The sequence below is a fragment of the Streptomyces sp. NPDC014764 genome, assembly GCF_043082785.1.
Taxonomy (GTDB): domain Bacteria; phylum Actinomycetota; class Actinomycetes; order Streptomycetales; family Streptomycetaceae; genus Streptomyces; species Streptomyces althioticus.
In genome coordinates this window covers 289,813-316,711 of record NZ_JBIBXY010000007.1, presented here as the reverse complement: position 1 = coordinate 316,711, position 26,899 = coordinate 289,813, and the positions used below count along the sequence as shown (strand labels likewise).

Below are 26,899 nucleotides of genomic sequence, written 5' to 3'. Positions count from 1 at the left end.
CCCCGTCGGCCGCGGCCGCTCAGGCGCGGGACAGCAACGCGGCGACCGCGTCCCGCAGAGCGCCGGCCGGGTTCGCGGCCCGCCCCTCGTGGCGCCAGGCGACGAAGCCGTCCGGCCGCACCAGCACCGCGCCCTCCGGCGTGACCCCGTGGGCCTCCGCCCAGTCGGAACCGGCCTCCGGCAGCAGGTCGGCGCCCTCGCCCACACCGTAGGCGTCCAGCGGCGCCGGGAGACCGGCCGCCACCTCGGCCGCCGCGGCGAGCCACGGGCTGTGCGAGGACGCCAGCAGGACGAGGGAGCGCTCGTAGAGGTCGAGCGTGGAGATCCGCTCGCCGGCCCGGTCCAGCCACAGGTGCGGCGCGCGGCTGCCGGGCTCGCCGGTCAGCGTGAGCGCGTCCGGCACCACCGGGGTCGCAGGGTCCGCGCCGAGGACCGCGCCGCGCGGGTAGCGGTAGCCGAGGGCGACGTTGAGGATGCCGCGCTTGCGGCCGACGAGCGCCGCGGCCTCGGCCTCGGGTGTGTAGCCGGGGTGGCTGTGCTCCACCGAGCGGGACGAGGCGCGGGCGCTGGTCGCCTCGGCGACGGGCCGGCGTTCGGCGTCGTAGGTGTCGAGCAGCCCGGGTCCGGCCCAGCCTCCCAGCACGGCGGCCAGCTTCCACGCGAGGTTGTGGGCGTCCTGGATGCCGGTGTTGGAACCGAACGCCCCGGTGGGTGACATCTCGTGCGCCGAGTCGCCGGCCAGGAACACCCGCCCGTCCGCGTACCGCTCGGCGACCCGCTCGGCCGCGTGCCAGGCGGCCCGGCCGGTGACGGTGACGTCCAGGTCCGGCACGCCCACCGCCCGCCGGATGTGCTCGGTGCACCGCTCGTCGGTGAACTCCTCCAGGGTCTCCCCGTGTTCGGGGTGCCAAGGGGCGTGGAACACCCAGTGCTCGCGGTTGTCCACCGGCAGCAGCGCCCCGTCGGCCTCGGGGTCGGTGAGGTAGCAGACGATGAACCGTCGGTCGCCGACCACGCCGGCGAGCCGGCGCGAGGAGAAGGTGACGCTGACGTTGTGGAACAGGTCGCCGGGGCCGTTGTGTCCGATGCCGAGCTGCTCCCGGACGGGGCTGCGCGGGCCGTCCGCGGCCACCAGGTAGTCCGCCCTGATCGTGGTGTGCTCACCGGTCTCCCGGCTCTTGACCAGCGCCGTCACCCCGTCGCCGTCCTGGTCGAACGACATCATCTCGGTGTTGTAGCGCAGGTCGCCGCCCAGTTCACGGGCGCCGCGCAGCAGCACCGGCTCCAGGTCGTTCTGGCTGCACAGGCACCAGGCGGCCGGACTGAAGCGGGCCAGGCCGCCGCCGGGATCGATCTCCCGGAACAGCCACTCGCCCTCGTCCCCCACCAGGCTCGGCGTCTGCAGGATGCCGTGGTTGTCCTGCAGGACGGACGCGGCCTCGATGATGCGCCCCTGCACGCCGGCGGTGCGGAACAGCTCCATCGTGCGCACGTTGTTGCCCCGCCCGCGCGGATGGATCGAGGTGCCCGCGTGCCGCTCGACGAGCGTGTGCGGCACACCGAGCCGCCCCAGGAACAGAGACGTCGACAAGCCCACCAGGGAGCCCCCGACGATGAGGACGGGCGTGCGGTGGACCGCCTCGCCGGTCGTGCCCGATCGGTTCATTGCAACGCCTCCAGCGTTCGCCCGGGTCGTGGTTGAGGAACGGGACGCTGATGTCATCCCCGGTACGGAGCCCTTCCCGTCCGGGCGGCACCCGGATGGCGCGCGGTTCACCCGCCTGCGCCGTGTCGCTCGCGCGCTCCGGGGGCCCGCCCGACCATCGACACATGGCGACCCCCTGCCCATCGGACACGGCGGTCGTGCCTGACCTTCCGTGAAGAGCTTCCGGAAGAAGCCCCGCCGCAGGGGTTTCCCCAACAAGAGGAGAGGTGCGCCGGATGACCATGTCGGGACGCATATCGCAGTCGGCCTTCGACGGCTCCAGGCTGCGGGTGATCCTGCTGCTCGACCTGTACGAGGGGGCGCAGGAGCAGTTCCTCGAGGCGTACGAGCACATGCGGAACGCGGTCGCGTCCGTGCCCGGTCACATCAGCGACCAGCTGTGCCAGTCGATCGAGAACCCTTCCCAGTGGCTGATCACCAGCGAATGGGAGAGCGCCCCGCCGTTCCTCGCGTGGGTGAACAGCGAGGAGCACGTGGAGACCGTCCGGCCGATGCACAGCTGCGTGCGGGACACCCGGTCGATGCGCTACAGCGTCGTGCGCGAGACCTTCCCCGAGCAGCCGCTGACCCCTGGCGCCGCCGCCGCGGGCCTCCAGTCGGAGGTACGGGTCGGCGACGGCGTGGCGCGCCACGCCCTCACCTTCACCGTCAAGCCGGGCTCCGAGTCGAAGGTGGCGGAGCTGCTGGCCGGGTACGAGTCGCCCAAGGCCCAGGTCGACGACACCACGCGGCTGCGCCGGACCTCGCTGTTCATGCACGGCAACCGGGTCGTGCGGGCCGTCGAGGTGGAGGGCGACCTGCTCGCAGCGCTGCGTCACGTGGCGCGCCAGCCGGAGGTGCGGGCGGTCGAGGAGGCCATCAACCCCTATCTCGAGCAGGACCGGGACCTGACCGACCCCGAGTCCGCGCGGCTGTTCTTCACCCGGGCCGCGCTGCCCGCCGTGCACCATGTGACGGCCGGCCGGCCGGAGCCCCAGGGGCTGCGGCGGCACGCGCTGTACTACCCCGCCGTGCAGGGCCGCGGCACGGACCTGGCCCGGTTCCTCGCCCACCAGGACGAGGCCGCGGCGGGCGACCCGGACAGCCCGGTGTACGCGAGCACCGTGTTCCAGCGGGACGACATCGTGGTGCGTCTCGTCGACGTCACCGGCGACCTCGACCTGGACCCGCTCGCCGCGCTGGGCATCAAGGGCCCGGGCAAGGCGGCGGAACTCCGGGGGCTCCTGGACGGCGCCGCGATCGGCGTCGAGGGCGACCTGGACTCGGAGCGCACCCTCAACCGGCTGCTGTCGCACGCCGACATGCTGCCCGTCACCGACCGCAGCGCGGCGGCTTCCTGACGGTCGACCACGGTGGCGTCCGCGGCCGTCGCGCCGGGAGCGTCACCGGAACACCCGGAGGTATCAACCATGTCCAAGCAGCATCCACGGATCGTGGACCTGAGCGAGACGGAGCCCAACCGCCGGCGCGGGGGCGACCTCAGGACCCTGCTCACCCCGGCCACCGTGGGCTCCACGAGCGGTTTCATGGGGCTGGCCGTCATCAAGCCCGGTGAGCGGATCGCCGAGCACTACCACCCGTACTCCGAGGAGTTCGTGTACGTCGTCAACGGCTCGCTCGAGGTGGACCTGGACGGTGAGCCGTTCGCTCTCCGTGCCGAGCAGGGGCTGATGATCCCGATCGACATGCGGCACCGTTTCCGCAACGTCGGCGACGAGGAGGCCCGTATGGTCTTCCACCTGGGTCCCCTCGCGCCCCACCCGAGCCTCGGGCACGTCGACACGGAGGAGACCGAAAGCGCCGTGTCGGGGCCGCAGTTGAGGGTGGGCGGACCGGAGGCGGCCCGTCCGGCCGAGCCGAGCGAGGCCATAAAATGACCCGGCGGGTGGCCGTCACCGGTATAGGTGTGGTCGCTCCCGGCGGCATCGGGGCGACGGCGTTCTGGGACCTGCTGACCGCAGGCCGCACCGCGACCCGCGGCATCACGCTGTTCGACCCGGCGGGCCTGCGCTCCCGCATCGCCGCCGAGTGCGACTTCGACCCGTTCGAGCACGGCCTGGACGCGGACCTGTGCCAGCACGCCGACCGCTACATCCAGTTCGCCGTGGTCGCGGCCCGGGAGGCGGTCCGGCAGTCCGGGCTCGACACCGGTTCCCTGGACCCGTGGCGCACCGCGGTGTCGCTGGGCAGCGCGGTCGGCGGGACCACCCGGCTGGAACACGACTACGTGCTGGTCAGCGAGAGCGGCCGGCAGTGGGACGTGGACCACACCAAGGCGGACCCGAAACTGCACCTGGCGTTCTCGCCGAGCACCCTGGCCTCCACGGTGGCCGAGCAGTTCGGCGCCCGGGGTCCGGTGCAGACGGTGTCCACCGGCTGCACCTCAGGCCTCGACGCGGTCGGCTACGCCTTCCACACCGTCGCCGAGGGCCGGGCGGACGTCTGCATCGCGGGGGCGTCGGACTCGCCGATCTCCCCGATCACGATGGCGTGCTTCGACGCCATCAAGGCGACGTCGCCCAACAACGACGACCCCGAGCACGCGTCCCGGCCGTTCGACGCGCACCGCGACGGGTTCGTGATGGGCGAGGGAGCGGCGGTCCTGGTGCTGGAGGACTACGAGCACGCGAAGGCGCGTGGCGCGGACATCCTCTGCGAGATCAGCGGCTACGCCACCTACGGCAACGCCTACCACATGACGGGCCTGACCAGTGAGGGCCTGGAGATGGCCCGCGCCATCGACAGCACCCTCGACCAGGCCCGGCTCGACCCGGCCCGGATCGACTACGTCAACGCGCACGGTTCCGGCACCCGGCAGAACGACCGGCACGAGACGGCCGCGGTGAAGCGGTCGCTCGGCGCGCACGCGTACGAGACGCCCATGAGCTCCATCAAGTCGATGGTGGGGCATTCGCTCGGCGCCATCGGCGCGATCGAGGTGGCCGCCTGCGTGCTCGCGCTGCGTCACCAGGTCGTGCCGCCGACGGCGAACTACGAGACCCCCGACCCGGAGTGCGACCTGGACTACGTGCCGCGCACCGCCCGCCCGCGGAAGCTGGAGCACGTGCTCTCCGTCGGCAGCGGGTTCGGCGGTTTCCAGTCCGCGGTGCTGCTGTCCGGGACGGGCGGGAGGTCACGATGAGCAAGCGGCGTTCCGGGCGAGCGGCCGTCACCGGCATCGGTGTGGTCGCGCCCAACGGACTGAGCACCGACGCCTATTGGAAGTCGGTCAGCGAGGGTCTCGGCGTGCTGGACCTGATCACCCGCGAGGGCTGCGGGCATCTGCCGCTGCGGGTGGCGGGCGAGGTGCGGTCCTTCGACCCGGCGGCCCTGGTCGAGGACCGTTTCCTGGTGCAGACCGACCGGTTCAGCCATTTCGCGATGGCCGCGGCGGCGCTCGCCCTCGACGACGCCGGACTGGGCGGTGAGCCCGCCGACCCCTACTCGGTCGGCGTGGTCACCGCGGCCGGCTCCGGCGGCGGCGAGTTCGGCCAGCGGGAGCTCCAGAAACTGTGGGGCCAGGGCTCCAAGTTCGTCGGCCCGTACCAGTCGATCGCCTGGTTCTACGCGGCGAGCACCGGGCAGATCTCCATCCGCGGCGGCCTCAAGGGGCCGTGCGGGGTGGTGGCGAGCGACGAGGCGGGCGGTCTGGACTCCCTCGCGCACGCGGCCCGTGCGGTGCGTCGCGGCACGGACGTGATGGTGGTGGGGGCGGCGGAGGCGCCGCTGGCCCCTTACTCGATGGTGTGCCAGCTCGGTTACCCCGAGCTCAGCACCCTCGACGATCCCGACCGCGCCTACCGTCCCTTCACCGAGAAGGCGTGCGGGTTCGTGCCGGCCGAGGGCGGCGCCCTGCTCGTCGTCGAGGACGAGGACCGGGCCCGTGAGCGCGGGGTGCCCGTACGGGGTGTGGTGGCCGGTCACTCGGCCACGTTCACCGGGACGTCCCGCTGGGCGGAGTCCCGTGAGGGCCTCGCGCACGCGATCACCGGCGCCCTCGACGACGCGGGCGTCGCCCCCGAGGAGGTCGACGTCGTGTTCGCCGACGCCCTGGGCGTGCCCGAGGCGGACCGAGCGGAGGCGCTGGCGATCGCCGACGCCCTCGGCGCGCACGGCACGCGGGTGCCGGTGACGGCGCCCAAGACCGGCTTCGGCCGGGCGTACTGCGGTGCGCCCGTGCTGGACACGGTGGCGGCGCTGCTGGCCATGGAGCACGGCCTGGTACCGCCCACGCCCAACGTGTTCGACGTCTGCCACGACCTCGATCTGGTGACCTCGCACGCTCGCCCCGCCGAGCTGCGCACCGCCCTCGTCCTCAGCCGGGGACTGATGGGCTCCAACGCGGCGCTGGTCGTGCGCCGCGGTGACGATTCCGCCCGGTGATCCGGGCGGGGAAGGAGCAGTCACCCATGATCACCACCGAAGTGACCTTCGACGAACTGGCCGCCCTGATGAAGCAGGCGGCCGGCATCACCGTCGACCCCAAGGAACTCAAGGACGCCGCGGAGTCCCCCTTCGACTCCTTCGGTCTCGACTCGCTCGGCCTGCTCGGCATCGTCGGCGAACTGGAGAACCGGTACGGCGCGTCCCTGCCGCCCGACTCGGAGCGGTGCAGGACGCCCCGGGAGTTCCTCGACCTCGTCAACAGCACCCTCACGGCTGGAGCCTGAAAGTGGCAGGACACACCGAGAACAGCATCACCGTCGACGCTCCCTTCGACGTCGTCTGGGAGATGACGAACGACCTCGAGAACTGGCCGCAGCTGTTCAGCGAGTACGCGTCGGTGGACATCCTCTCCCGGGAGGGCGACACGACGACGTTCCGGCTGACCATGCACCCGGACGAGAACGGCAAGGTGTGGAGCTGGGTGTCGGAGCGCACCCCCGACCGCGCCAAGCGGACCGTGCGCGCCCGCCGCGTGGAGACCGGCCCGTTCGCCCACATGGACATCCTGTGGGAGTACCAGGAGGTGCCGGGCGGGATCGAGATGCGCTGGACGCAGGACTTCGCGATGAAGCCCGACGCGCCGGTCGACGACGCGTGGATGACGGACAACATCAACCGCAACTCCCGCACCCAGATGGCGCTCATCCGGGACAAGATCGAGCAGGCCGCCCGCGACGACGAGACGGCGTCCGTCGCGTCCTCGCGCTGACCACCGGTCCCGCCGGGGACCCGGAAGGAATCCCATGCACCACGCCCTGATCGTCGCCCGGATGAAGCCCGGCTCGGCGCCGGACATCGCCGACGTGTTCGCCGCGTCGGACCGCGGTGAGCTCCCCCACCTGGTCGGCGTCAGCCGGCGCAGTCTCTTCCAGTTCGGGGACGACGTGTACCTGCACCTGATCGAGTCGGAGCAGGACCCGGCGCCCGCCATCGCGAAGGTGGCCTCGCACCCCGAGTTCCGCCGCATCAGCCAGGAGCTGGAGGCGTACGTCAGCCCGTACGACCCGGCCACCTGGCGCGGTCCGAAGGACGCGATGGCGCAGTGCTTCTACCGCTGGGAGCGCGGCGCCGGCTCCTGAGCCGCCGCTGCACGGCACAACCCCGAGGCCGCCGGTTCCGCGACTTGCGCGGAGCCGGCGGCCTCGGGGTTCCTCGTCCCTACGTGGCGGGGACGGTGCACTCGAAGGCGTGCAGGTAGGCGTTGACCGGACGGATGTCGCCGATGGCCAGGCCCGCGTCGGTGAGCCGGTCCACCATGCTCTGCCGGGTGTGCTTGGCGCCGCCGACGTTCAGGAGCAGCAGCAGGTCCATGGCGGTGGTGAAGCGCATCGACGGGGTGTCGTCGACGAGGTTCTCGATGACCACGACCCGGGCGTCGGGGCGCGCCGAGCGGCGGACGGCGGCGAGTACCCGGCGGGTGCTGTCGTCGTCCCACTCCAGCACGTTCTTGATGATGTAGACGTCCGCCTCGACGGGCACGTCCTGGCGGCAGTCGCCGGCCACGATGCGGGCGCGGTCCGCGAGCGCGCCGCCGTCGCGCAGCCGGGGGTCGGCGTTCTCGACGACTCCCGGCAGGTCGAGCAGCGTGCCGCGGAGGTGGGGGTGCTTCTCCAGGAGGCTGGCCAGGACGTGCCCCTGGCCGCCGCCGATGTCCACCACGGAGGCGGCGTCGTCCAGGTCGAGCAGCTTGGCGACGTCGCGGGCGGACTGCTCGCTGGATGTGGTCATGGCCCGGTTGAAGACGTGGGCGGACTCGGGCGCCGACTCGTTGAGGTAGGTGAAGAACTCCTCGTCGTACACCTCCTCGAAGACGTTGCCGCCGGTGCGCACCGCCTCGTCCAGCCGCGGCCAGACGCTCCAGGTCCAGGGCTCGGTGCACCACAGGGCGATGTAGCGCAGGCTGTGCGGGTCGTCCTCGCGCAGCAGCCGGGACATGTCGGTGTGCTCGAAGGTGCCGTCGGCGTTCTCGGCGAAGACGCCCTGGCACGACAGCGCGCGCAGCAGCCGCCGCAGGGTGTGCGGCTGGGTCTTCACCGCCGTCGCCAGGTCGTCGACGGTCATGGGGCTGTCGTCCAGCGCGTCGGCCACGCCCAGACGGACGGCGGCCCGTACGGCGGCCGCGCAGGCCGCTCCGAATACGAGCTCCCTCAGCCGCATGGGCGGCGGGGGAGCCGGATCAACGGTGGTCATCCGTTGCCTCGCTTCTGCTGTTGTGCCGTGGGTGGGGGGTGGTGGTCGGATGCGTCAGCACATTCCGGTGGGTTCGGAGAGGGTGCAGGTGTTGCGGCTGAAGGTGTTGGTCTTCGCGGTGTCGCGGTTGGCGAGGTCGGCGGGGCTGTTGCCGGTCACCAGGTTGTCGCGGATGTCGTTGCGCTCGCTGGGCGTGCCGACGAGGCTCTTGAAGAGCACGATTCCGCCGGACAGCGGGGAGGTGCCCTTGTTGTTCTCGACCCGGTTGAACGCCACCCGGGTCTCCTCCACGCCGGTGAGGACGATGCCGGAGCCCTGGAGGAAGGGCAGGCGGGGTGTCGCGGCGCAGTGCTTGTTGTTGGCGTGGACGTGGTTCCAGGTGACGCTCAGGTGGCCGGCGCGGGGCGTGGACTCGTCGCCGACGACGAACACGGCGGCGCAGTTGCCGGTGGCCTCGTTGTGGTCGACGCTGAGGTTCCGCAGGCGGCGGACGGTGACGCCGACCCGGTTCTCCGCCGTCTCGTTGTAGCGGACGACCGTCTTCTTCGCGTCCCGCGCGCCTTCCTCGGTGTCGACGGTGTTGGCGACGAACAGCCCGGCGTCGCCGTTCTTGCGGGTGACGTTGTGGCTGATCACGCTGTGCGTGGAACGCTCGGCGGCGATGCCCCACTGGCCGTTCTTCTCGGCGGTCACGTAGCGCACCTTGAGGTTCTCGGTGCCGGTCGCCCACACGCCGTTCTTCGTGAATCCGCGCACCGTCAGGGACCGTACGGAGACGTTCTTCACCGGCTTCTTGTCGGTGCCGGTGACGCAGACGCCGTTGCCCCCCTTGGCGCAGGCGGACTTCCCGGCGCTCGCGGGCGGCTCCAGGACGGTACGGCCGGCGGTGTCGCCGCGCAGGGTGATGCCCGAGCGGGTGATGTCGACGCTCTGCTTGTAGGTGCCGGCGGCGATCATGACCGTGTCCCCGGACTTGGCGGCGTCCACGGCCTTCTGGATGGACTGCCCGGGCTGTACGCGGTGCACGGCCGACTGGTGGGTCGAGGCCGAGGGCGCGGCACCGATCCCAGCCGCCACGACGGCGGTGGTGCAGGCGAGATACGCGATGTGACGTTTGTTCATATGGCCGAAGCTATGAGCGGCCCTGGTGGCCCGCCACCGGTGATCACCCAGCCGGGCGCGGGGCCGTCACGGGGTGGGGCGCTGCGTCCCGGCGCGGGTCCCCAAGCCCGGGAAGCCGCCGGAAACCGGCGGGACGCGTGGGCGGCGACGGCGGCGCCACTTCCCCAGCACTGCGTCCGCCCCGCCCACCTCGACCGCCCTGCCCCGGTGACGCACCCTCACACTCCGGCCCGGGGGTACGGCGCATCCCGCCGGGCGGAACACGGACGCCGGTGCCGGCCCGGGGGTTCCGGGCCGGCACCGGCGTCCCGGCCGGGCGGGGCCGAGGGTATCGCTCAGGCGGCGCGCAGCGGCTCCAGCGCCTTGGCCCAGGCGACCACCTGGTCCAGCGTGGTGGCCAGGGTGTCGTGCTGCACGTCCGCGGGCGTGAAGGTGCTGAAGTTCTCGAAGTCTGTGAACAGCGAGAGGGCCACCTGCGAGCGGACGTCGGCCAGCTGCAGCTCCCCCGCGATGCCGCGCAGGTGCTCCACGCCACGGGTGCCGCCGACGGATCCGTAGCTGACGAACCCGACGGACTTGTTGTTCCACTCGGCGTAGAGGTAGTCGATGGCGTTCTTCAGGGCGCCCGGTACGGAGCGGTTGTACTCGGGCGTCACGATGACGAACCCGTCCAGGGACGCGATCTTCTCGGCCCAGGGTCCGGTGTGCGGCCGGGTGTAGTTGCCCAGGGACGCCGGGTACGGCTCGTCCAGGACCGGGAGCTCGTAGTCGAGGAGATCGACGATCTCGAACTCCGCGTCGGTGCGCCGGGCGGCGACCTCGTGCACCCAGCGGGCCACGGCCTCGCCGTTGCGGCCCGGGCGGGTGCTGCCGAGGATGATGCCAATCTTGGTCATGATCGACCTTTCGTGCGGAAACAGCGTGGAAAGTCAGGGAAGAAATTGCTTCGCCAAGCAACTTAATGACGAAGGTACGACTATGTGCTTGACGAGTCAAGTAAGTCGCCGAGAGGGCGCGCGCCTGCCGACCCAGGCCCTCCGCGCAGGGCATTCGGGCGGCATTGACCTAGATTGAGCAACGGACCACGGGTCCGCCCCTCTCCCCCGCAGACGGGAGCAGCCGATGAGCGGCGAGACACAGTTCGACGTCCGGGAGATCAGCCCCTCCTACTGGCGGGTCACCTTCTCCAACGGGGAGATCAATCTGATCGACCCCGACACCATCGAGCAGCTGGCGGAACTGATCACCCGCATCGAGCGGGCTCCCGAGCTCACGGTGGTGGTGTTCCGCAGCGCCAACCCGGACTTCTTCATGGCGCACTACGACATGCTGGCGGACCGCTCGCGGGTGGCCGCCATGAAACCGGCGGCCTCCGGCCTGCACCCCTACGCCGACAACGTGTACCGCCTGGCCAGGGTCCCCGCCGTCACCGTCAGCGAGATCAAGGGCCGCGCCCGCGGCGCCGGCAGCGAGTTCGCGCTAGCCACCGACATCCGGTTCGCCGGGCCGGGCGCCGTCCTCGGCCATTTCGAGGTCGGTGTCGGGTCGGTGCCCGGCGGCGACCCCACGGGACGGCTGGCCAGGATGCTGGGCCGGGGGCGTGCGCTGGAGATCCTCCTGGGCGCCGACGACTTCCCCGCGGACCTCGCCGAGCGGTACGGCTACGTGAACCGCGTCCTGCCGGACGGCGAGCTGGAGGACTTCGTCGACGGCTTCGCCCACAGGATCGCCGGTTTCGACAGGACGGCCGTACGGGAGACCAAGTCGCTCGTCGACGCGGTCACCGAGCCTCCCGTCGAGGAGTTCGATGCCGCGCTCTCGGCGTTCTTCCGCACCTCCGGCCGCCCGGAGAACGCGCACCGCGTCGAGCGGCTCCTCAAGGCCGGGCTCCAGAAGCCCGACGGCGTGGAACGCGACCTGGGCCGGCGGATCGGCACCCCTCCCGGCCCCTGACGGCGGCCGGACGCCCCGGAACGGCGTGACGTTTGCCGAAGATACTTCGCCGTGCAACCATCTGGGCATGGCGACCGCGACTCCAGATCCCGCCCCGGGCGAGCCGCGCCCCCTCACCCCGGACGAGGAGGCCGTGGTGCGGGCCCTCCCCCGGCTCATCCACGCGCTGCCGCGCGCCATCGACGCGGACATGGTGCGCGAGCAGCGGCTGCCCAACACGGAGTACCTGGCCCTGATGCACCTGTCGGAGGCCCCGGACCGCCGCTTGCGCATGAGCGACCTCGCGGATGCCTGCGAGATGTCACTGAGCGGCACCACGCGCGTCGTACAGCGACTGGAAAGCCAGGGCTTCGTCCGGCGGACCCGCTGCCCTGAGGACGCCCGGGGCTGGAACGCGACCCTCACGGACACGGGCCTCCGACGGCTGAAGGAGGCGTGGCCCACCAACCTGGCCGCCGTCCGCCGGCACTTCCTCGACCATCTGACGGGCATGGACCTCGGGCAGCTGGCCGCGGCGCTGCACAAAATCGCGACCTAGCGAGCCCGGCCACCGGCGGTCACGCCACTCACGACGCGCACGGGCACACCGGGTCCACGCCACCTGCACCGGCACCGAACCCGGCACGGCCGTTCGGCGACGCCGAACGGAACGGCGGGGAACAATACCGGGTTTTACTTGCTTCGCACAGCAAGCACTCCAGTGCGCCGGTCGACGCCCTCGCGGGCGGGTGGCCGCGCGGACCGACCGAACGAGATCACAGACAGGAATCACCAGATGCACTTCGGAATCTTCGGCGTGGGGGACGTGGCCCGCGACCCGCTGTCCGGACGGACCCCCACCGAGCACGAGCGGATCAAGGCGCTGGTGGAGTACGCGAGCCTGGCCGAGGACGTCGGCCTGGACGTCTTCGCCCTCGGCGAGCACCACAACCCGCCCTTCGTCCCGTCCTCCCCCACCACGCTGCTCGGCCACATCGCGGCCCGCACCGGGCGCATCCTGCTGTCCACGTCCACCACGCTGATCACCACCAACGACCCGGTGAAGATCGCCGAGGACTACGCGACGCTCCAGCACCTCGCGGACGGCCGGGTCGACCTGATGCTGGGCCGCGGGAACACCGGCCCGGTGTATCCCTGGTTCGGGCAGGACATCCGTGACGGTCTCGCACTCGCCGTGGAGAACTACGCCCTGCTGCGGCGGCTTTGGCGCGAGGACGTCGTCGACTGGGAGGGGAAGTTCCGCACCCCGTTGCAGGGCTTCACCTCCACGCCCCGCCCCCTGGACGGCGTGCCGCCGTTCGTCTGGCACGCCTCCATCCGCTCCCCGGAGATCGCCGAGCAGGCCGCGTACTACGGGGACGGCTTCTTCCACAACAACCTGTTCTGGCCCAAGGAGCACGTCAGGCGGCTGGTCGACCTCTACCGCCGCCGTTTCGAGCACTACGGGCACGGACCCGCCGACCAGGCGGTCGTCGGGCTGGCGGCACAGATGTTCGTGCGGAAGAACTCGCAGGACGCCGTGCGGGAGTTCCGTCCCTACTTCGACAACTCGCCGGTGTACGGCGGAGGTCCGTCGCTGGAGGACACCATGGCGCAGACCGCGATGCTGGTCGGCAGCCCGCAGCAGGTGATCGAGCAGGTGCTCACCTACCGTGAGCAGGCGGCCGGGCACTACCAGCGCCAGTTGTTCAACGTCGACGGCATCGGCGTCCCGCACCGGGCGGTGCTCGAACAGATCGAGGCCCTGGGCGCGATCGTGCCCGTCCTGCGCGCGGAGTCCGCCGAGGGGCGGCCCGCATACGTCCCGGACGCCCCCACCCACGCCTCCCGGACCGCGGCCGCCCAGGCAGCGCCGGTCCACGGTGCGGGAGAAGCCCGGTGAAGCGCCGTCTCACGGTCGTCTCGGCCGGGCTGCGGCAGCCGTCGTCCACCCGTCTGCTGGCCGACCGGCTCACCGAGGCCACCCGGCGGGAACTGGACCTGCTGGGTGACGAGGCCGACGTGGAGGTGATCGAGGTCCGGGACCCCGCGCACGACCTGGTGAACCACCTGATCGCCGGATATCCGTCACCCGGCCTCGGCCGCGCGCTCGACACCGTGGCGCGGGCCGACGCCCTCATCGTGGTGACGCCGGTCTTCGCGGCGTCGTACAGCGGCATGTTCAAGATGTTCGTCGACTGTCTCGAGGAGCCGGCGCTGGCGGGAAAGCCGGTACTGGTCGCCGCCACCGGCGGCACCGGACGGCACTCGCTCGTCCTCGAACACGCGCTGCGGCCCTTGTTCAGCCATCTGCACGCCGTGGTGATGCCCACTGCCGTGTTCGCCGCGCCGGAGGACTGGGGCGCGGGGCAGGCGGAAGGGCCACTGGCCGCGCGCGTCGGGCGGGCGGCGCGGGAACTGGCCCGCGAAATGAGGCGGCGGGAGGAGGCATCACCCGCCGGCCACCCGTACGACGATCCGCAGCCGTTCGACCGTCTGCTCCAAGGAGGATGAGGCCTGCCCCGACGCGCCGTGGGCGCCTGGACGCCGGGCGCCCGCTCGGCCGTTCGAGTGGTGAGGCACAGCCCTGCGCTGTAGCGTCGGAACGGCCGTCGACGGCCTCGAACCGCCTGCCGACCGGTGGTCCGTGGCGGCTGTCCCCGCGCCGGGGGAGGTCCCCATGAAGCTCGAAGAATCCGTGGCGTTCGTGACGGGCGCCAACCGAGGACTCGGGGAGCAGTTCGTACGCGCCCTGTTCGACGCGGGGGCCGCCAAGGTCTACGCGGGAGCCCGCGACCCCGGCAAGGTCGCCGCACCGGGGGCGGTCCCGGTCGCCGTGGACATCACCGACCACGACTCCGTGGCCGCGGCGTCCCGAGCGGCTCCGGACGTGACCCTGCTCGTGAACAACGCGGGGTCGACGACCCGCGCCCACATCCTCGACGGCGATCTGGAGTCGTTCCGGAGGGAGTTCGAGACACATGTGGTGGGCACGCTGGCGATGAGCCGTGCCTTCGCCCCGGTGCTCGGACGCAACGGCGGGGGCGTCGTCGTGAACGTCCTCTCCGTGCTGTCCTGGGTGTCCATCCCGGTCAGCGCCGGGTACGCCGCGGCGAAGGCCGCCGAGTGGTCGGTCACCAACGCCCTGCGCCTGGCCCTCGCCGGCCAGGGCACGCAGGTCACCGCCCTGCACGTCAGCTATCTGGCGACCGACATGGCGGCGGGCGTGCCGGGGCCGAAGTCGGACCCCGGCGAAGTGGCGCGCACCGCCCTCGACGGTGTCGCGGCCGGGCAGCCCGAGGTGCTTGGCGACGACGTCAGCCGGCGGGTCCGGGCGGCCCTGCCGGAAGGGCCCGCCGCGCTGTACCCCCAGTTGCGCGGCGGCCCGTCCCTTGTCTGATGCGGGACACTTCCGTCCGGGTCCGTGACCGGGGCGTCCCGCGCACCGACGCCGGAGGCACTGATGGCGAGCGACGCTCCTCTCCCCCGAGACCTGGCGGGCCAGACCGTGGTGGTGATCGGCGCGAGTTCAGGCATCGGACTCGCGACGGCGCATCAGGCACGGCGGCACGGTGCCCGGGTGGTGATGGCCGGACGCGACCGGGAACGACTGGACCGGGCGGCGGCGGACGTCGGGGCGGATCGGACAGCGACCGTCGACGCCGCCGACTCGGACGCCCTGCGGCGGTTCTTCGCGGACCTGGCCGGCCCGGTCGACCACGTCGTCTCGACCGCCGGCGCCCCCTGGTACATGCCGCTGGCCGAGATGGACGTCGACGAGGCACGTGCCGTCTTCGGGCAGCGCCTCGCCCTCACCCTCGGCGTCGCCAAGTACGGCGCCGCCGTGGTCCGTGACGCGGGGACGCTGGTGTTCGTCGGCGGCACGGGTGGCCGCCGCCCCTCCGTCGGCGGGGCCGTGACGTCGGCCCTCACCGCCGCGCTGCCCGCCCTGACCGCCGGTCTGGCGCTCGAACTGGCACCGGTGCGCGTCAATCTCGTCGCGCCCGGCTTCGTCGACACGCCCCTGTCCGCGTCGCTGCTGGGCGACGGGCTGGAGGCGCGGCGGGAGCAGCTGCGCGCCGCCCTCCCCATCAGGCGGGTCGTCGGTCCGGACGACGTGGCCGCGCTGGCCGTGCACCTGATGTGCAACGAGGCCGTGACGGGCGCCACGTACGACATCGACGGCGGGCAGCAGCTGGTGCCCCCGTGACCGCACAGCGGCTTCGGACGGAGCCGCCGCCCCGGACGCCCGCCGCCCGGCCGGCGTGACCGACGCAGAACAGGAAGGGTCCACCATGGACATGAAGCTCGAGGTGGCAGTGGTTCCGGTGTCCGACGTCGACCGCGCGAAAAGCTTCTACGAAGGTCTGGGCTGGCGGCTCGACGCCGACTTCACCGCCGACGACGGTCTGCGCGTGGTGCAGGTGACACCGCCGGGGTCCGCCTGCTCGGTGATCTTCGGGGACCAGGTCAGCGAGGCAGCGCCGGGATCGGCCGAGGGACTGCATCTCGTGGTTCGGGACGTCGAAGCCGCCCGCGAGGAGCTGGCGCGCAGGGGCGTCACCGTGAGCGAGGTGTTCCACGACGCCGGCGGGGTCTTCCACCACGGGGGCACGAAGGCACGGCTGTCGGGCCGCGACCCCGAAGGACGCAGCTACAGCTCGTTCCTGTCCTTCGACGACCCGGACGGCAACGGCTGGATCGTGCAGGAGATCACGGAGCGCCTGCCGGGCCGCTGACCCGCGCGGCCCACCGGACGACGCGGGCTCTCTCCCCCTCACGACGTCGTTTGACGCCCGGACCTGCGCGACGCACACTTGCTTCGTCAAGCAAGGACATGTCCGGCGTGTAGCACGGACACCGGATCTGGAGCTCTTTCTCATGGGCATACTCGACGAGAAGATCGTCCTCATCACCGGAACCGGCGGCGGCATGGGACGGGTCGCCGCCCTGGTCTTCGCCAGGGAGGGCGCGCGCGTCGTGGGCGCCGACATCAACGCCGACGGGAACGCCGAGACCGTCGACATGGTGCGCACCGCGGGCGGCCTGATGACGGGCATCGCGCCGGTCGACCTCACCGACCCCGAGCAGGTGCGTGAGCTGGTGGAGAACGCCGTGGGCGTGTACGGCGGTCTGGACGTGGTCTACAACAACGCGGCCCTGCAGCGTTTCGGTCCCCTGCCGGACTTCTCCGTGGAGGACTGGCGGACGACCGTGGCGGGCGAACTCGACATCCCGTTCTTCGTGTCGAAGTACGCCTGGCCGCATCTGGTCGCGCGCGGCGGCGGAGTGCTGATCAACGTCGCCTCCGAGGCGGGGATGATCGCCGGCGCCAACCCCCCGATGGTGGCGCACACGGCCGCCAACGCCGGAGTGATCGGCATGACCCGGCAGATGGCCCTGGAGGGCGCCCCGCACGGCATCCGCGCGGTGGCCGTCAGCCCGGGTCCGGTACTCACTCCGGCCAGCGACCGGGACCTCGGCGACAACCAGGCGCTGCGCGAGGCGATCACCGCCAAGACGCTCCTCAAGCGCTTCGGGCGTCCCGAGGAGGTGGTGGAGCTGGCCGCCTTCCTCGCCTCGGACCGGGGGTCGTACATCACCGGGGCCAACTACGCCGTCGACGGCGGTGCGACCGCCTGGTGACGGACGCCGCGAAGCGCCGTCACGTGGCAACGTTCTGCAGGGCAGCGGCGAGCTTCTTGAGGTCCAGCTCCGTCAGGTGGTCGAGGAAGTGCCGCCGCACCGACGCGAGGTTGCTGGGCCACGCCTCCTCCAGCCGGGCCAGTCCCGCGTCGGTCAGCCGGGCGTTCAGGCCCCGGGCATCCTCCTCCGACCGGATCCGCCGGATGAGCCCCTGCCCCTCCAGCCGCGTCGCCAGGCGGGTCATGCCGCTGAGGGACATCTCGACCGAGGCGGCGAGTTCGCTCATGCGCAGCTGCCGGTCCGGGGCCTCCGACAGGCTCACCAGGGCCAGGTACTCGACTAGCGACATGCGCTGCTCGCGCAGCATGTCGGCGTCGATGGCACGGGGCAGGGCGTAGATGACGCGGCTGAGCGACCGCACCACGGCCTCCTCGTCCGGGGTAAGCGGCTCGGGGCGTTGCCCAGCGGAGTCCTTCCGCGCGACGCGTGACATGGCGCCATGCTACGTGCCGCGCGGAACCGGACCGGGAGCGGCCGGGCGGTACGTCCCCGCACACCGGGCGATGTCGTATCCGAAGGAGGACACTGGGAGGACATCGCCCAGCCGACCAGCCGACGACTACGGGAGCGGGCATGAACGGCACTTCCCGGGCCTACGACGTGGTGGTTCTCGGAGCGGGACCGACGGGGGAGAACCTCGCCGACCGCACCCGCGCCGCCGGACTCACCACGGTGATCGTGGAGAACGAACTGCTCGGCGGCGAATGCTCGTTCTGGGCGTGCGAACCGAGCAAGGCACTGTTGCGCCCCGTGCTGGCGCGTGCCGACGCCCGGCGCGTCCCGGGGCTGCGCCGGGCGGTCGAGGGCCCCCTCGACGTGCCCGCCGTCTTCGAGCACCGTGACGCGATGGCCGCGCACTGGCAGGACGCGGACCAGGAGGAGTGGCTGGCCTCGGTCTCCGTGGACCTGGTGCGCGGGCACGGCCGGCTGAGCGGCCCCCGCCAGGTCGTCGTGGACACGCCGGACGGGGAGCGGGTGGAGCTGACCGCACGGCACGCGGTCGGGGTGTGCACGGGCACGGTCACCGCGTTCCCGGACCTGCCGGGGCTCGCGGAGACACGCCCGTGGACCAACCGGCAGGCGACTGCGGCGCGGCACGTGCCGGACCGGCTCGTGGTGGTCGGGGGCGGGGTGGTCGCCGTGGAGATGGCCACGGCGTTCCGGGCACTCGGCTCCCGGGTGACGATGCTGGTGCGCGCCGGGCTGCTGGGCCGGATGGAGCCGTTCGCCGGGGAGATGGTGGCGGATGCGCTCCGTGAGGCCGGGGTGGACGTGCGGTTCGGCAGGTGGGTGGCCGGGGTGGAGCGCGAGGGCGGCGGGGAGGGGCCCGTGCGGGTCACGACGGACGACGGGGACGCGGTGGTCGCGGACGAGGTCCTGTTCGCCACCGGCCGTGCTCCGCACACCGGCGACATCGGCCTGGAGACCGTCGGTCTCACCCCCGGCGACTGGCTGCCGGTGGACGACTCCTACCGTGTGCCCGAGATCACCGAGGGCTGGCTGTACGCGGTCGGGGACGTCAACCACCGCGCCCTCATGACCCATCAGGGCAAGTATCAGGCGCGGATCGCGGGCGCCGTGATAGGGGCGCGCGCCAAGGGTGAGCCGCTGGACGACGGCAGGTGGGGACGGCACGCCCCGACCGCCGACAGCGCCGCCGTGCCGCAGGTCGTCTTCACCGAGCCGGAGGTGGCGTCAGTGGGCCCGACCGCGCGGGAGGCCGAGCGGGCGGGGCGGAAGGTCGACGTGGTGGACTACGACATCGGGAAGATCGCCGGTGCGGTGCAGTACGCGGAGGGGTACCGGGGCCGGGCGAGGGTGATCGTCGACAGCGAGCGGCGGAACGTCGTCGGGGCCACCTTTGTCGGGCCGGGCGTCCAGGAGCTGCTGTACTCGGCGACCGTCGCCGTCACCAGCGAGGTGCCGGTGGACAGGCTGTGGCACGCCGTCCCGGCGTTCCCCACGATCAGCGAGGTGTGGCTGCGGATCCTGGAGACGTACCGGGACAGCGACGGCTCGGCGGCCTGACGCCTCCGTCGGCGGGCTTCCGTCGGCGGGCTGACGCCTCCGTCGACGGCCTGACAAGACCCCCGCTGGGAGGGCACCTCGCGGGGGTCTCGTCGCGGCGGTCAGCTCGGGGTGAGCACCATGCGGAAGCGGGCGCTGCCGTCCATCATCTTCCCGTAGGCGGTGTTCGCCTCGTCGAGCGGCAGGACCTCCGTCATGGGGCGGATGCCGTGCCGGGCGGCGAAGGTCATGGTGTCCTGCACGTCCTGGGCGGTCCCGGAGGGGTGGCCGCGCACCAGCCGTCCCTTGAGGAGCAGTTGGAGGGGGCTGACCGGCATCGGGTCGGGTGTCGCGCCGACGACGACGAGCTCACCGCGCGGGGTGAGTCCGTCCACCGTGGCGGCCATGGCTTCGGAGTTGCCGGCGGTGGCCAGCACCACCTTCGCGCCGCCGAGCGCCTGGAGCGCCTCCGCGACGGGGCCCTCCGTGCTGTCGACGTAGTGGTGGGCGCCCAGCTCCTTGGCGAGGTCGGCCTTGTCAGCACCGCGCGCGATCGCGACCGTCTCGTATCCCATGGCCGCCGCGAACCGCACGGCCAGGTGCCCGAGGCCGCCGATGCCCTGGATCGCCACCAGGTCGTCCGGCCGGGCGCTGCTGCGCCTCAGCCCGTTGTACACCGTGACGCCCGCACAGGCCATGGGCCCCGCGTCGGTGGCGGCGAGCGCGTCGGGGATGCGGGCCAGGGCGTCGACGGGCGCGACGATCGCCTCGGCGAAGCCGCCGTCGTAGGCGTAGCCGGGGATCTTGAGGTTGTCGCAGACGATGAAGTCGCCCCGGCGGCACGGGACGCAGTGCAGGCAGCTGCCGCCGAACCAGCCGACGGTGACCCGGTCCCCCACCTGCCAGCCCATCTCGTCGGCGCCGTCGCCGAGTTCGTCGATACGTCCGGCTGCCTCGTGTCCCGGCACCAGCGGGAAGGGCACGCCGGGCATCCCGGCCGAGACGAACATGGCGTCGCTGCGGCAGACCCCGCAGGCCTCGACGGCGATACGCGCGTGACGCGGGCCCGGCCGGGGCACCTCGCGTTCCACGATCTCGAACGACCCGTTGGGAGCGGGCACTTGGGCGACTCGGTACGTGTTCATGGTGTCACTCCGGGGCCGGTGGCGACCGTAAGGGGTGTGGTCCGCGCCCCAAGCGGGGTCGGGACGGACGGAGGTCGGGTGAGGACGGGACGTTCGCCCAGGGGCGGTATGTCGCCCGGTCTCACCTCCTCCCGCGTCGCACGCGAGAGTGTCCATCCCACCACCGGTGCACAGGGGCGGCAACACGGGACGGCCGGGACCCGGCGGACGGGCGGCCGACGGTCCGTCGACGCGCCGGACGGGTCAGTTGCGCCGCGCCGGGTGGTCGGTCGCCGCGCCGTAGGGTCAGTCGCCGCCGGACGGTCAGTCGCCGCGCCAGGTAGTCAGTCGCCGCCGGACGGTCAGTCGCCGCCGGGTGGTCAGTCGCCGCGCCAGATGTTGTCGAAGGCCGCGGCCTCGATGGTGCGGCGCTGCCGCTCGCCGGCCAGTTCCGTGACCGCCTGGAGCACGGCCGCGAGCACCGTCGTCCGCTCGTCGTCGAGCCCGTCGAACGCCTCGCCGCCCTGCTCGGTCAGTCCGGCGGCGGCCGCGAGGGCGCCGAGCACGGGCTCGCCCGACGAGCGGCGCTCCCCCGCCTCCCGGGCCGCGGACGGGTCGGCCGGTGCCGTGTGCCGCCGCAGCGGGTTGCGGCTCCGCCGCTCGGGCTCGACGAGCCCCTCCTCCTCCAGGGCGGTCCGGTAACGCCCGGCGAGATCGCGGCCCCGGCGCCAGAGCCAGTCGTCCACGGTCTCGCCCGGTCCGCCGTCCGCCAGCCACTGCGCGGCCTCGGACAGCAGGCGGTCGCCTGCCGGCGCGGGCCCGGCGGGGACCAGGAGGGTGCCGTCGAGGGTGAGGGACTCGGCGTCGAGGAGGTCGATCAGCTCCGCCCCCGCGAGGGCGAGCGACAGGTCGCCCTGCTCCACCACGGTCCGGTCCCGCGGATCGGCGGCGACGAGGGCCAGGTCACGCGCTGTGGTCATGGTCAACTCCGGTGCGGGCGGAAGGCCGTCACCTCCACGGTCGCACACCCCGGTCCGCGCGGGGCGTCCCGCCGTTCCCCCCTTCCCGAGCTGCGAAGCTCCCCCGGATGGGTGATGCTGGACGTCCGGCGGTGAAGTGCCTTCCACACGCCTCGGCCGCCGACAACAGTGTCGTCTCCGATCTGTGTCCTCATTCGCTGGGCCCCCATCCCCCATCCCCGGGACGCCCCATGCCGATCTACACCTGTACCTGTGTCCAGGGCTCCCTGCCGTCCGACGTCAAGCACAGACTGGCCGCCGAGATCACCGGGATCCACGCCGACATCAACGGCGTCCCGCCCGACTACGTCAACGTCGTGTTTACGGAGACGCCCCAGGAGAACGTGTACGTCGGTGGCCGCCCCGGCACTCCCCTGCTGATCAACGGCTGGGCGCGGCGCGGGCATCCACAGGACTCGACGACCCGGCTGGCCCTGGCGATCGCGGAGGCCGCTTCCCGTACGTCCGGCATCCCGCAGGAGCACGTCATGGTGGTGATCCTCGACAGCCCCGCGCGCTCCGCCGTGGAGGCGGGCCGCATCCTGCCCGATCCGGGCCATGAGGCGGAGTGGCTGGCCGCGGGCCGCAGTTGAGGCGGCCGCCGGCCCTTTCCTCGGCGACCGGCCCCTGCCTGGGCGACACCGCCGGCCCTTGCCTGGACGACCGCCGCTCAGCACCGGGCGACCGCCGCCCGTCCCTTCTGACTCACCCTTCCGACTTCCCCTTCCCCACGCACCCTTTCCGACCGTGCCGTCCACGAGCCCTGAGGAGTCCTCATGCTGAAGGGTTACACCGTCCCGCTGTCCCCCAAGGGCGAGGCCGCCATCGCGCCCACACCGCCCTGGCACTACGCCGGCGACATCGTCGGCGTCGAGTTCTTCACCGAGCCGTCCGCCGCCGAGGCGACGCTTCCCGAGGGACTGGACCCCGACCCGGACACCTCGGGCAGGGTGGTCGCGTTCTTCGTGGACTGGCAGTTCAACGGCGAGAAGGACGAGTACCTCGACCCGGTCCGCAGCCAGTACCGGGAGTTCTTCGTCCTGGTCGACGCCCGGCACCAGGGCCGGCCCGTGTCGTGGTGCCCCTACATCTACGTGGACAACCACCACGCGCTGGCGCGTGGCTGGATCCAGGGGTTCCCGAAGAAGGCGGGCAACGTGCACCAGACCCGGGTCTTCGCGTCGCCCGGCAAGGCGTCACCGACGCTCTCGCCCGGCGCCCGCTTCGGGGCGACCCTCTCGTGCGACGAGCGGACCCTGGCCGAGGCGCGGGTCACGCTTGAGGCGCCGATGGAGGACCCTTCGGCCCTGCTCGCCCGGGACACGATCAACCTGCGGCACTTCCCCACGCTGGAGGTCGGCAAGTACGACAAGCCTGCCGTGCACGAGCTGGTCCGCATGGACTACGCCGACCAGCAGGTGGCGGACGTGTGGACGGGCACGAGCGAGATCACGCTGCTCCCGGCCGTGGGCGAGGAACTCGCGGACCTCGCGCCGGTACGGCCAGGCATGGGCTTCCGCGCGTCGATGTCCTACAACGTCACGCAGGTCGAGCCGCTGGGGTAGCGCCGGCGCTCGTCGTCCAAGACGCTTCGCACCCCCAAGGACCCCGAGGACAGGGACCATCACCATGAGCACTACCGTCGCGGACCGCATGGTCGAGGCACTGTCGGCGTCCGGCGTCCGCCGCGTCTACGGCCTCCCAGGCGACTCCCTCAACGGCTTCACGGACGCACTGCGCCGCAACGGCTCCGTGGAGTGGACGCACGTCCGGCACGAGGAGACGGCCGCCTTCGCCGCCGCCGGCGAGGCCTCCCTGACCGGGGAACTCGCCGTCGCGGCGGGCAGTTGCGGCCCGGGCAACCTGCACCTGATCAACGGCCTGTACGAGGCCCAGCGCAGCCGGGTGCCCGTGCTGGCGATCGCCGCCCACATCCCGAGCGACGAGATCGGCGGCCAGTACTTCCAGGAGACCCACCCGCAGGACGTGTTCCGCGAGTGCAGTGAATTCTGCGAACTGGCCAGCACGGCCGAGCAGGTGCCGCGGCTGCTGCACACGGCCATGCGGACCGCCGTCGAGCGGGGCGGGGTGTCCGTGCTGGTCGTCCCCGGCGACATGCTGCTCGCCGCGCTCGCCGACCCGGGCCCGTACACGCACCCGGTCCGCAGGACGCGGTCGCGGGTGACGCCCGCCCGCGAGGCCCTCGCCGAGGCGGCCGACGTGCTCAACGCCGCGGAACGGGTGACGATCCTCGGCGGCGCGGGCTGCGAGGGCTGCCACGACGAGGTCATGGCGCTGGCCGGCACCCTGCGTTCACCGGTCGTGCACTCGCTGCGCGGCAAGGAGCACCTGGAGTACGACAACCCCTTCGACGTCGGTCTGACCGGCCTGATCGGGTACAGCTCGGGCTACCGGGCGATGGAGCACTGCGACGCCCTGCTGATGCTGGGGACGGACTTCCCGTACCGGCCGTTCTACCCGCCGGCCGACGTGCCGGTGGTGCAGGTAGACATCCGCGGCGAGCACATCGGGCGGCGCACCGGGGTGCGGGTGCCGCTGGTGGGGACGGTGGCGGACACGGCCGGCGCGCTGCTGCCGCTGCTCCGCGAGAAGCCGGACAGCGGCTTCGTCGACAGGATGACCAAGCACTACCGGCGGGTGCGGGCACACCTGGACGACCTCGCCGAGGCGCGACCGCACGACGCGCCGATGCATCCGCAGCACGTGGCGGCGGCGGTGGACCGGCTGGCGGAGGACGACACCATTTTCACGGCGGACGTCGGCACACCCACGGTGTGGGCGGCGCGGTACCTCACCATGAACGGACACCGTCGGCTGATCGGCTCCTTCAACCACGGCAGCATGGCCAACGCGCTGCCGCAGGCCGTCGGAGCGCAGGAGGCCGCGGGCAGGAGGCGGCAGGTGGTGGCGCTGTGCGGGGACGGCGGGCTCAGCATGCTGCTGGGCGACCTGATCACGCTGCGCCATCTGCGGCTGCCGGTGAAGGTGGTCGTCTTCAACAACGGCACGCTGTCGTTCGTCGAGCTGGAGATGAAGGCGGGCGGCATCGTCAACTACGGCACCGACCTGGACGACCTCGACTTCGCGGCCGTCGCCCGCGCCGCCGGCATCGTCGGCGTCCGGGCCGACCGGGCGGGCGAGCTCGACGACGCGCTACGCGAGGCGTTCCTCCACGACGGCCCGGCCGTGGTCGACGCCCGCACAGCGAGCCAGGAACTGTCCCTGCCGCCGCATCTCACGTACGACGAGGTGAAGGGCTTCTCACTGTTCGCCACGCGCACGGTGCTGTCGGGCGAGGGGAACGAGCTGCTGGAACTGGCGAAGACCAACCTGCACGAACTGCCGCTGCTGCACTGAGAGTCGCCGGTGCCTCTCACGCCGAGGGCTGCCCGTGCCGCTCTCACCGAGGGCCGCTGTGCCCCTCAGGGCTGCTCATGCGGCGAGCGTCTCGTCCTCCTGGCGGAGACCGGCACGGCCGGCCGCGTACTGGTCGAGCAGGGCGTCGGCAGCGCGCAGGGCCTGCTCGGCGGTACGGGAGCCGGTGATCACGCACAGCGTGTAGGTGGCGTCCTCGAGCGCACGGCTGGTGCGGCCGGTGGGCAGCACGTCGTGCTCGATCCGCGCCTGCGCGAACCTCGCCAGCACCGCCCGAAGCTCCTTCTCCGCCGGCATGATCATGATCGCTCCGTCTCCCCTCGTGAGTAGCGCCCCGGTGGGGCGCCAGGCTTCCGGTTGCCCCGTGGGGAGAGCTTCATGCCTGCCGGGTCGTCAGTGGCGTGGAGCGGTGCCGGTGGCTCGCGGAGTTGTCAGTGCCGGGTGACAGCATCGGCGCATGGAGACCGAGAACACGGCCCCCGGGAACGCGGACTTCGACTGGCGGGCCTTCCTGCTGCGCTGGAGCGGCGAGTGGGCGGACGCCCTGCCGGACGACGAGGCGCGGGGCGCGGACGACGAGGCGGCACGGCGGTCGCGGTGGCTGGGCCTCCCGCCCGCGTCCGCGGAGCGGATCGCGGCGATGGAGAAGCGTCTGGGCCTGCGGATACCGCCGTCGTACCGCTCCTTCCTCCAGGTCACCGACGGCTGGCGGCATGCGGGCGGTTTCGTGTGGCGGCTGGCGGGGACGGCGGACGCGCGCCGGCACGACAACGCGTCGGGCCTGGCCGACCTGTTCGAGGAGTACCTGGAGGAGGACGCCGAACCGGAGGAACGGCGGGAGGCGGGTGTCTGGCGGCGCGGCCTCCAGCTCGACGTGGAGTCCGACGCGACGTACGTCCTGCTGGATCCGGAGGACGTGGACGAGGACGGCGAGTGGGCCGTGTACACATGGGCGAGCTGGCGCGCGGACGCACCGGAGCGGTACCCGCGCTTCCGGGCGTTCATGGAGGCGATGTACCGCGAGTTCCACAGCCTCCGCTCCCACCGCGCGGGCGGAGGGCCGGAGTTCGTCAACGCCACCACGCGGGAGCTGGACGCCCGGGTGGAGGATGCCCGCCGGGGCGCGCTGCGCGGTGACTGGGAAAGGGCCCTGAAGACGCTGGACGAGGCCAAGGGGTACGGCAGACCAAGGGCCGCGGGCCTGGGCGACCAGATCCGCCGCCTGCTCGGCCTCACGTACATGGTGTACTTCCCGGGCTTGGTGACCGACCCGCGGTACGCCTCCGAACTCCTGCCGCCCCTCGTCGCCGAGCACGCCGCCCGTTCCCACGACGACGCCGTCCTGACCAGCCGCCTGCGGGGTGCCGACGATACCTTGATGTCCAGCGCCAGGGCGATGCTGGACCAGGTCCGCGCGGGCACGTACCGGTACACGGCCCCCGGCCCCTTCGGCGAGGCTGTCGACCGGGCACGCGAACTGGCCCGCCGGGGCGACACCGACCAGGCATGGCGCGCCCTGATCGACGCCCTGCCCCTGTGGCAGCCCTTGGGCCCGGATCACCTGGCCCCCCTCGGCTGGGTGGCCGACCCGCTCCTCGGCCCGCTGCTCACGCCGGAACGAAGCCGTGCGTTCCTGTCCGCCCCGAGAGGCGGCCCGCCGGGCGAGGCGCCCTCCCGGACATGACAGTCGCGCGGTCCTGCCCGGCGTTCGGACCCGGTGCGAGACTTCTGAACCGCCGCCGCTGGTGAGGGAGTTGGGATTGTCACCTACGAAGGGGCCGTTACGGCCGCCGACCGTCCTCTTCGCACCGGAGAGCGCCTACGGACCGACGAACAACTGCGTGGGGATCGGGGACGTCCTGCGTCGCCGGGGGCACCGTGTGGTGTTCGCAGACCCGGATTCTCCCGCTGGTCGACCTCGTCATCACCCACGGCGGCACCAACACGACCACCGAGGCCCTTCACTTCGGCAGGCCCATGATCCTGCTGCCGTTCTTCTAGGACCAGCACGACAACGCCCGGCGCATGGCTGAACTGGGTTACGGCGTCCGGCTCGACCCGTACCGCTTCACCGACTCCCAGCTTCACGGCGCGATCGGCCGTCTGCTCGGCGACGCGGCTCTGCGACGCACCCTCACCGAGACCGGTGGGACGATCCGGGCGAGCGACGGGCTGCACACGGCCGCGGATCTGATCGAACGGGTCGCCGCGGGCTGATCCCGGACGCGGGC

Annotated in this window: 29 protein-coding genes and 1 pseudogene; 22 read left to right on the top strand and 8 right to left on the bottom strand. The window is 72.3% G+C overall.

Annotated elements, in window-relative coordinates; all coding sequences use genetic code 11:
- Nucleotides 1-19: 19 nt before the first annotated feature.
- A complete protein-coding gene (locus ACF1AG_RS20235; RefSeq protein WP_391810136.1) occupies nt 20-1,666 on the bottom strand; it encodes an FAD-dependent oxidoreductase in 1,647 nt (548 codons plus the stop codon).
- Between the two features lie 275 nt (nt 1,667-1,941).
- On the opposite strand from ACF1AG_RS20235, the gene ACF1AG_RS20230 reads away from it, so the two are divergent.
- The 7 genes from ACF1AG_RS20230 to ACF1AG_RS20200 all read left to right on the top strand — a co-directional run bounded on the left by ACF1AG_RS20230 (nt 1,942) and on the right by ACF1AG_RS20200 (nt 7,251).
- Nucleotides 1,942-3,066, top strand: a complete 1,125-nt coding sequence (locus ACF1AG_RS20230) for a SchA/CurD-like domain-containing protein (protein ID WP_359605368.1) — start codon at nt 1,942-1,944, stop codon at nt 3,064-3,066.
- 69 nt (nt 3,067-3,135) lie between these two features.
- Nucleotides 3,136-3,603, top strand: coding sequence for a cupin domain-containing protein (locus ACF1AG_RS20225; RefSeq protein WP_359605370.1), 468 nt, complete (start codon nt 3,136-3,138; stop codon nt 3,601-3,603).
- A complete protein-coding gene (locus ACF1AG_RS20220; protein ID WP_387797026.1) occupies nt 3,600-4,868 on the top strand; it encodes a beta-ketoacyl-[acyl-carrier-protein] synthase family protein in 1,269 nt (422 codons plus the stop codon). The genes ACF1AG_RS20225 and ACF1AG_RS20220 overlap by 4 nt, the downstream gene beginning before the upstream one ends.
- Nucleotides 4,865-6,109 carry a ketosynthase chain-length factor gene (locus ACF1AG_RS20215; protein WP_387797027.1) on the top strand — a complete coding sequence of 415 codons (1,245 nt, stop codon included), beginning with the start codon at nt 4,865-4,867 and terminating at the stop codon, nt 6,107-6,109. Before ACF1AG_RS20220 ends, ACF1AG_RS20215 begins: the two co-directional genes overlap by 4 nt.
- 26 nt (nt 6,110-6,135) lie before the next feature.
- A complete protein-coding gene (locus ACF1AG_RS20210) occupies nt 6,136-6,396 on the top strand; it encodes an acyl carrier protein (RefSeq protein WP_093547852.1) in 261 nt (86 codons plus the stop codon).
- Between the two features lie 2 nt (nt 6,397-6,398).
- Nucleotides 6,399-6,881, top strand: a complete 483-nt coding sequence (locus ACF1AG_RS20205) for an SRPBCC family protein (RefSeq protein WP_391810135.1) — start codon at nt 6,399-6,401, stop codon at nt 6,879-6,881.
- Nucleotides 6,882-6,915: 34 nt separating this feature from the next.
- On the top strand, nt 6,916-7,251 hold the full coding sequence (locus tag ACF1AG_RS20200; protein WP_048456506.1) for a TcmI family type II polyketide cyclase: 336 nt from the start codon (nt 6,916-6,918) through the stop codon (nt 7,249-7,251).
- 79 nt (nt 7,252-7,330) lie between these two features.
- On the opposite strand, the gene ACF1AG_RS20195 is transcribed toward ACF1AG_RS20200, so the two are convergent.
- The 3 genes from ACF1AG_RS20195 to ACF1AG_RS20185 form a co-directional block, all read right to left on the bottom strand.
- Entirely contained in the window at nt 7,331-8,362 is a 1,032-nt protein-coding gene (locus ACF1AG_RS20195; RefSeq protein WP_391810134.1) for a methyltransferase, read from the bottom strand.
- A 54-nt stretch (nt 8,363-8,416) separates the two neighbouring features.
- On the bottom strand, nt 8,417-9,484 hold the full coding sequence (locus ACF1AG_RS20190) for a nitrous oxide reductase family maturation protein NosD (protein WP_387797033.1): 1,068 nt from the start codon (nt 9,482-9,484) through the stop codon (nt 8,417-8,419).
- Between the two features lie 335 nt (nt 9,485-9,819).
- Nucleotides 9,820-10,380 carry an NAD(P)H-dependent oxidoreductase gene (locus ACF1AG_RS20185; RefSeq protein WP_359605255.1) on the bottom strand — a complete coding sequence of 187 codons (561 nt, stop codon included), beginning with the start codon at nt 10,378-10,380 and terminating at the stop codon, nt 9,820-9,822.
- Nucleotides 10,381-10,606: 226 nt separating this feature from the next.
- On the opposite strand from ACF1AG_RS20185, the gene ACF1AG_RS20180 reads away from it, so the two are divergent.
- The 8 genes from ACF1AG_RS20180 (at nt 10,607) to ACF1AG_RS20145 (ending at nt 17,062) form a co-directional block, all read left to right on the top strand.
- Nucleotides 10,607-11,437 (top strand): enoyl-CoA hydratase/isomerase family protein, encoded by an 831-nt coding sequence (locus tag ACF1AG_RS20180; protein WP_359605253.1) that lies wholly within the window; start codon nt 10,607-10,609, stop codon nt 11,435-11,437.
- A 67-nt stretch (nt 11,438-11,504) separates the two neighbouring features.
- A complete protein-coding gene (locus ACF1AG_RS20175; RefSeq protein ID WP_359605251.1) occupies nt 11,505-11,975 on the top strand; it encodes a MarR family winged helix-turn-helix transcriptional regulator in 471 nt (156 codons plus the stop codon).
- A gap of 237 nt (nt 11,976-12,212) precedes the next feature.
- Nucleotides 12,213-13,319: a CE1758 family FMN-dependent luciferase-like monooxygenase gene (locus ACF1AG_RS20170; RefSeq protein WP_359605250.1), complete on the top strand. Its 1,107-nt coding sequence runs from the start codon at nt 12,213-12,215 to the stop codon at nt 13,317-13,319.
- Nucleotides 13,316-13,930 (top strand): FMN reductase, encoded by a 615-nt coding sequence (locus tag ACF1AG_RS20165; RefSeq protein WP_391810133.1) that lies wholly within the window; start codon nt 13,316-13,318, stop codon nt 13,928-13,930. The genes ACF1AG_RS20170 and ACF1AG_RS20165 overlap by 4 nt, the downstream gene beginning before the upstream one ends.
- 166 nt (nt 13,931-14,096) lie before the next feature.
- Nucleotides 14,097-14,816: an SDR family oxidoreductase gene (locus tag ACF1AG_RS20160; protein ID WP_391810132.1), complete on the top strand. Its 720-nt coding sequence runs from the start codon at nt 14,097-14,099 to the stop codon at nt 14,814-14,816.
- Nucleotides 14,817-14,879: 63 nt separating this feature from the next.
- On the top strand, nt 14,880-15,626 hold the full coding sequence (locus ACF1AG_RS20155; RefSeq protein ID WP_359605244.1) for an SDR family oxidoreductase: 747 nt from the start codon (nt 14,880-14,882) through the stop codon (nt 15,624-15,626).
- Nucleotides 15,627-15,711: 85 nt separating this feature from the next.
- Nucleotides 15,712-16,155 (top strand): VOC family protein, encoded by a 444-nt coding sequence (locus ACF1AG_RS20150; protein WP_359605242.1) that lies wholly within the window; start codon nt 15,712-15,714, stop codon nt 16,153-16,155.
- A gap of 142 nt (nt 16,156-16,297) precedes the next feature.
- A complete protein-coding gene (locus ACF1AG_RS20145; protein ID WP_359605240.1) occupies nt 16,298-17,062 on the top strand; it encodes an SDR family NAD(P)-dependent oxidoreductase in 765 nt (254 codons plus the stop codon).
- A gap of 19 nt (nt 17,063-17,081) precedes the next feature.
- Here the strand turns inward: ACF1AG_RS20145 and ACF1AG_RS20140 are convergent, their stop codons facing one another.
- A complete protein-coding gene (locus ACF1AG_RS20140) occupies nt 17,082-17,555 on the bottom strand; it encodes a MarR family winged helix-turn-helix transcriptional regulator (RefSeq protein WP_391810131.1) in 474 nt (157 codons plus the stop codon).
- 140 nt (nt 17,556-17,695) lie between these two features.
- On the opposite strand from ACF1AG_RS20140, the gene ACF1AG_RS20135 reads away from it, so the two are divergent.
- Nucleotides 17,696-19,150 carry a dihydrolipoyl dehydrogenase family protein gene (locus tag ACF1AG_RS20135; RefSeq protein ID WP_391810130.1) on the top strand — a complete coding sequence of 485 codons (1,455 nt, stop codon included), beginning with the start codon at nt 17,696-17,698 and terminating at the stop codon, nt 19,148-19,150.
- 101 nt (nt 19,151-19,251) lie between these two features.
- Here ACF1AG_RS20135 and ACF1AG_RS20130 read toward each other — a convergent pair whose 3' ends face one another.
- Together ACF1AG_RS20130 and ACF1AG_RS20125 are read right to left on the bottom strand one after the other, a co-directional pair.
- Nucleotides 19,252-20,274: an alcohol dehydrogenase gene (locus ACF1AG_RS20130; protein ID WP_359605235.1), complete on the bottom strand. Its 1,023-nt coding sequence runs from the start codon at nt 20,272-20,274 to the stop codon at nt 19,252-19,254.
- A 359-nt stretch (nt 20,275-20,633) separates the two neighbouring features.
- Entirely contained in the window at nt 20,634-21,233 is a 600-nt protein-coding gene (locus ACF1AG_RS20125) for a GPP34 family phosphoprotein (protein WP_359605233.1), read from the bottom strand.
- Nucleotides 21,234-21,463: 230 nt separating this feature from the next.
- Between ACF1AG_RS20125 and ACF1AG_RS20120 the strand changes: the two genes are divergently transcribed.
- The 3 genes from ACF1AG_RS20120 to poxB all read left to right on the top strand — a co-directional run bounded on the left by ACF1AG_RS20120 (nt 21,464) and on the right by poxB (nt 24,650).
- Nucleotides 21,464-21,865 carry a tautomerase family protein gene (locus tag ACF1AG_RS20120; protein WP_387797040.1) on the top strand — a complete coding sequence of 134 codons (402 nt, stop codon included), beginning with the start codon at nt 21,464-21,466 and terminating at the stop codon, nt 21,863-21,865.
- A 183-nt stretch (nt 21,866-22,048) separates the two neighbouring features.
- Nucleotides 22,049-22,837: an acetoacetate decarboxylase family protein gene (locus ACF1AG_RS20115; protein ID WP_359605229.1), complete on the top strand. Its 789-nt coding sequence runs from the start codon at nt 22,049-22,051 to the stop codon at nt 22,835-22,837.
- Nucleotides 22,838-22,901: 64 nt separating this feature from the next.
- Nucleotides 22,902-24,650 (top strand): ubiquinone-dependent pyruvate dehydrogenase, encoded by a 1,749-nt coding sequence (gene poxB / locus ACF1AG_RS20110; RefSeq protein WP_359605227.1) that lies wholly within the window; start codon nt 22,902-22,904, stop codon nt 24,648-24,650.
- A gap of 75 nt (nt 24,651-24,725) precedes the next feature.
- Here the strand turns inward: poxB and ACF1AG_RS20105 are convergent, their stop codons facing one another.
- The gene (locus ACF1AG_RS20105) at nt 24,726-24,971 is read right to left on the bottom strand and encodes a DUF5133 domain-containing protein (protein WP_359605225.1); all 246 of its coding nucleotides are present in this window, start codon (nt 24,969-24,971) and stop codon (nt 24,726-24,728) included.
- Nucleotides 24,972-25,125: 154 nt separating this feature from the next.
- Here ACF1AG_RS20105 and ACF1AG_RS20100 point away from each other — a divergent pair.
- The 3 genes and pseudogenes from ACF1AG_RS20100 to ACF1AG_RS20090 all read left to right on the top strand — a co-directional run.
- Nucleotides 25,126-26,349: pseudogene (locus ACF1AG_RS20100) on the top strand (SMI1/KNR4 family protein); the annotation flags it as partial.
- A 197-nt stretch (nt 26,350-26,546) separates the two neighbouring features.
- A complete protein-coding gene (locus tag ACF1AG_RS20095; protein WP_387797042.1) occupies nt 26,547-26,669 on the top strand; it encodes a glycosyltransferase in 123 nt (40 codons plus the stop codon).
- Nucleotides 26,670-26,693: 24 nt separating this feature from the next.
- The gene (locus ACF1AG_RS20090; protein ID WP_387797043.1) at nt 26,694-26,885 is read left to right on the top strand and encodes a hypothetical protein; all 192 of its coding nucleotides are present in this window, start codon (nt 26,694-26,696) and stop codon (nt 26,883-26,885) included.
- The last annotated feature ends 14 nt before the right edge of the window (nt 26,886-26,899 follow it).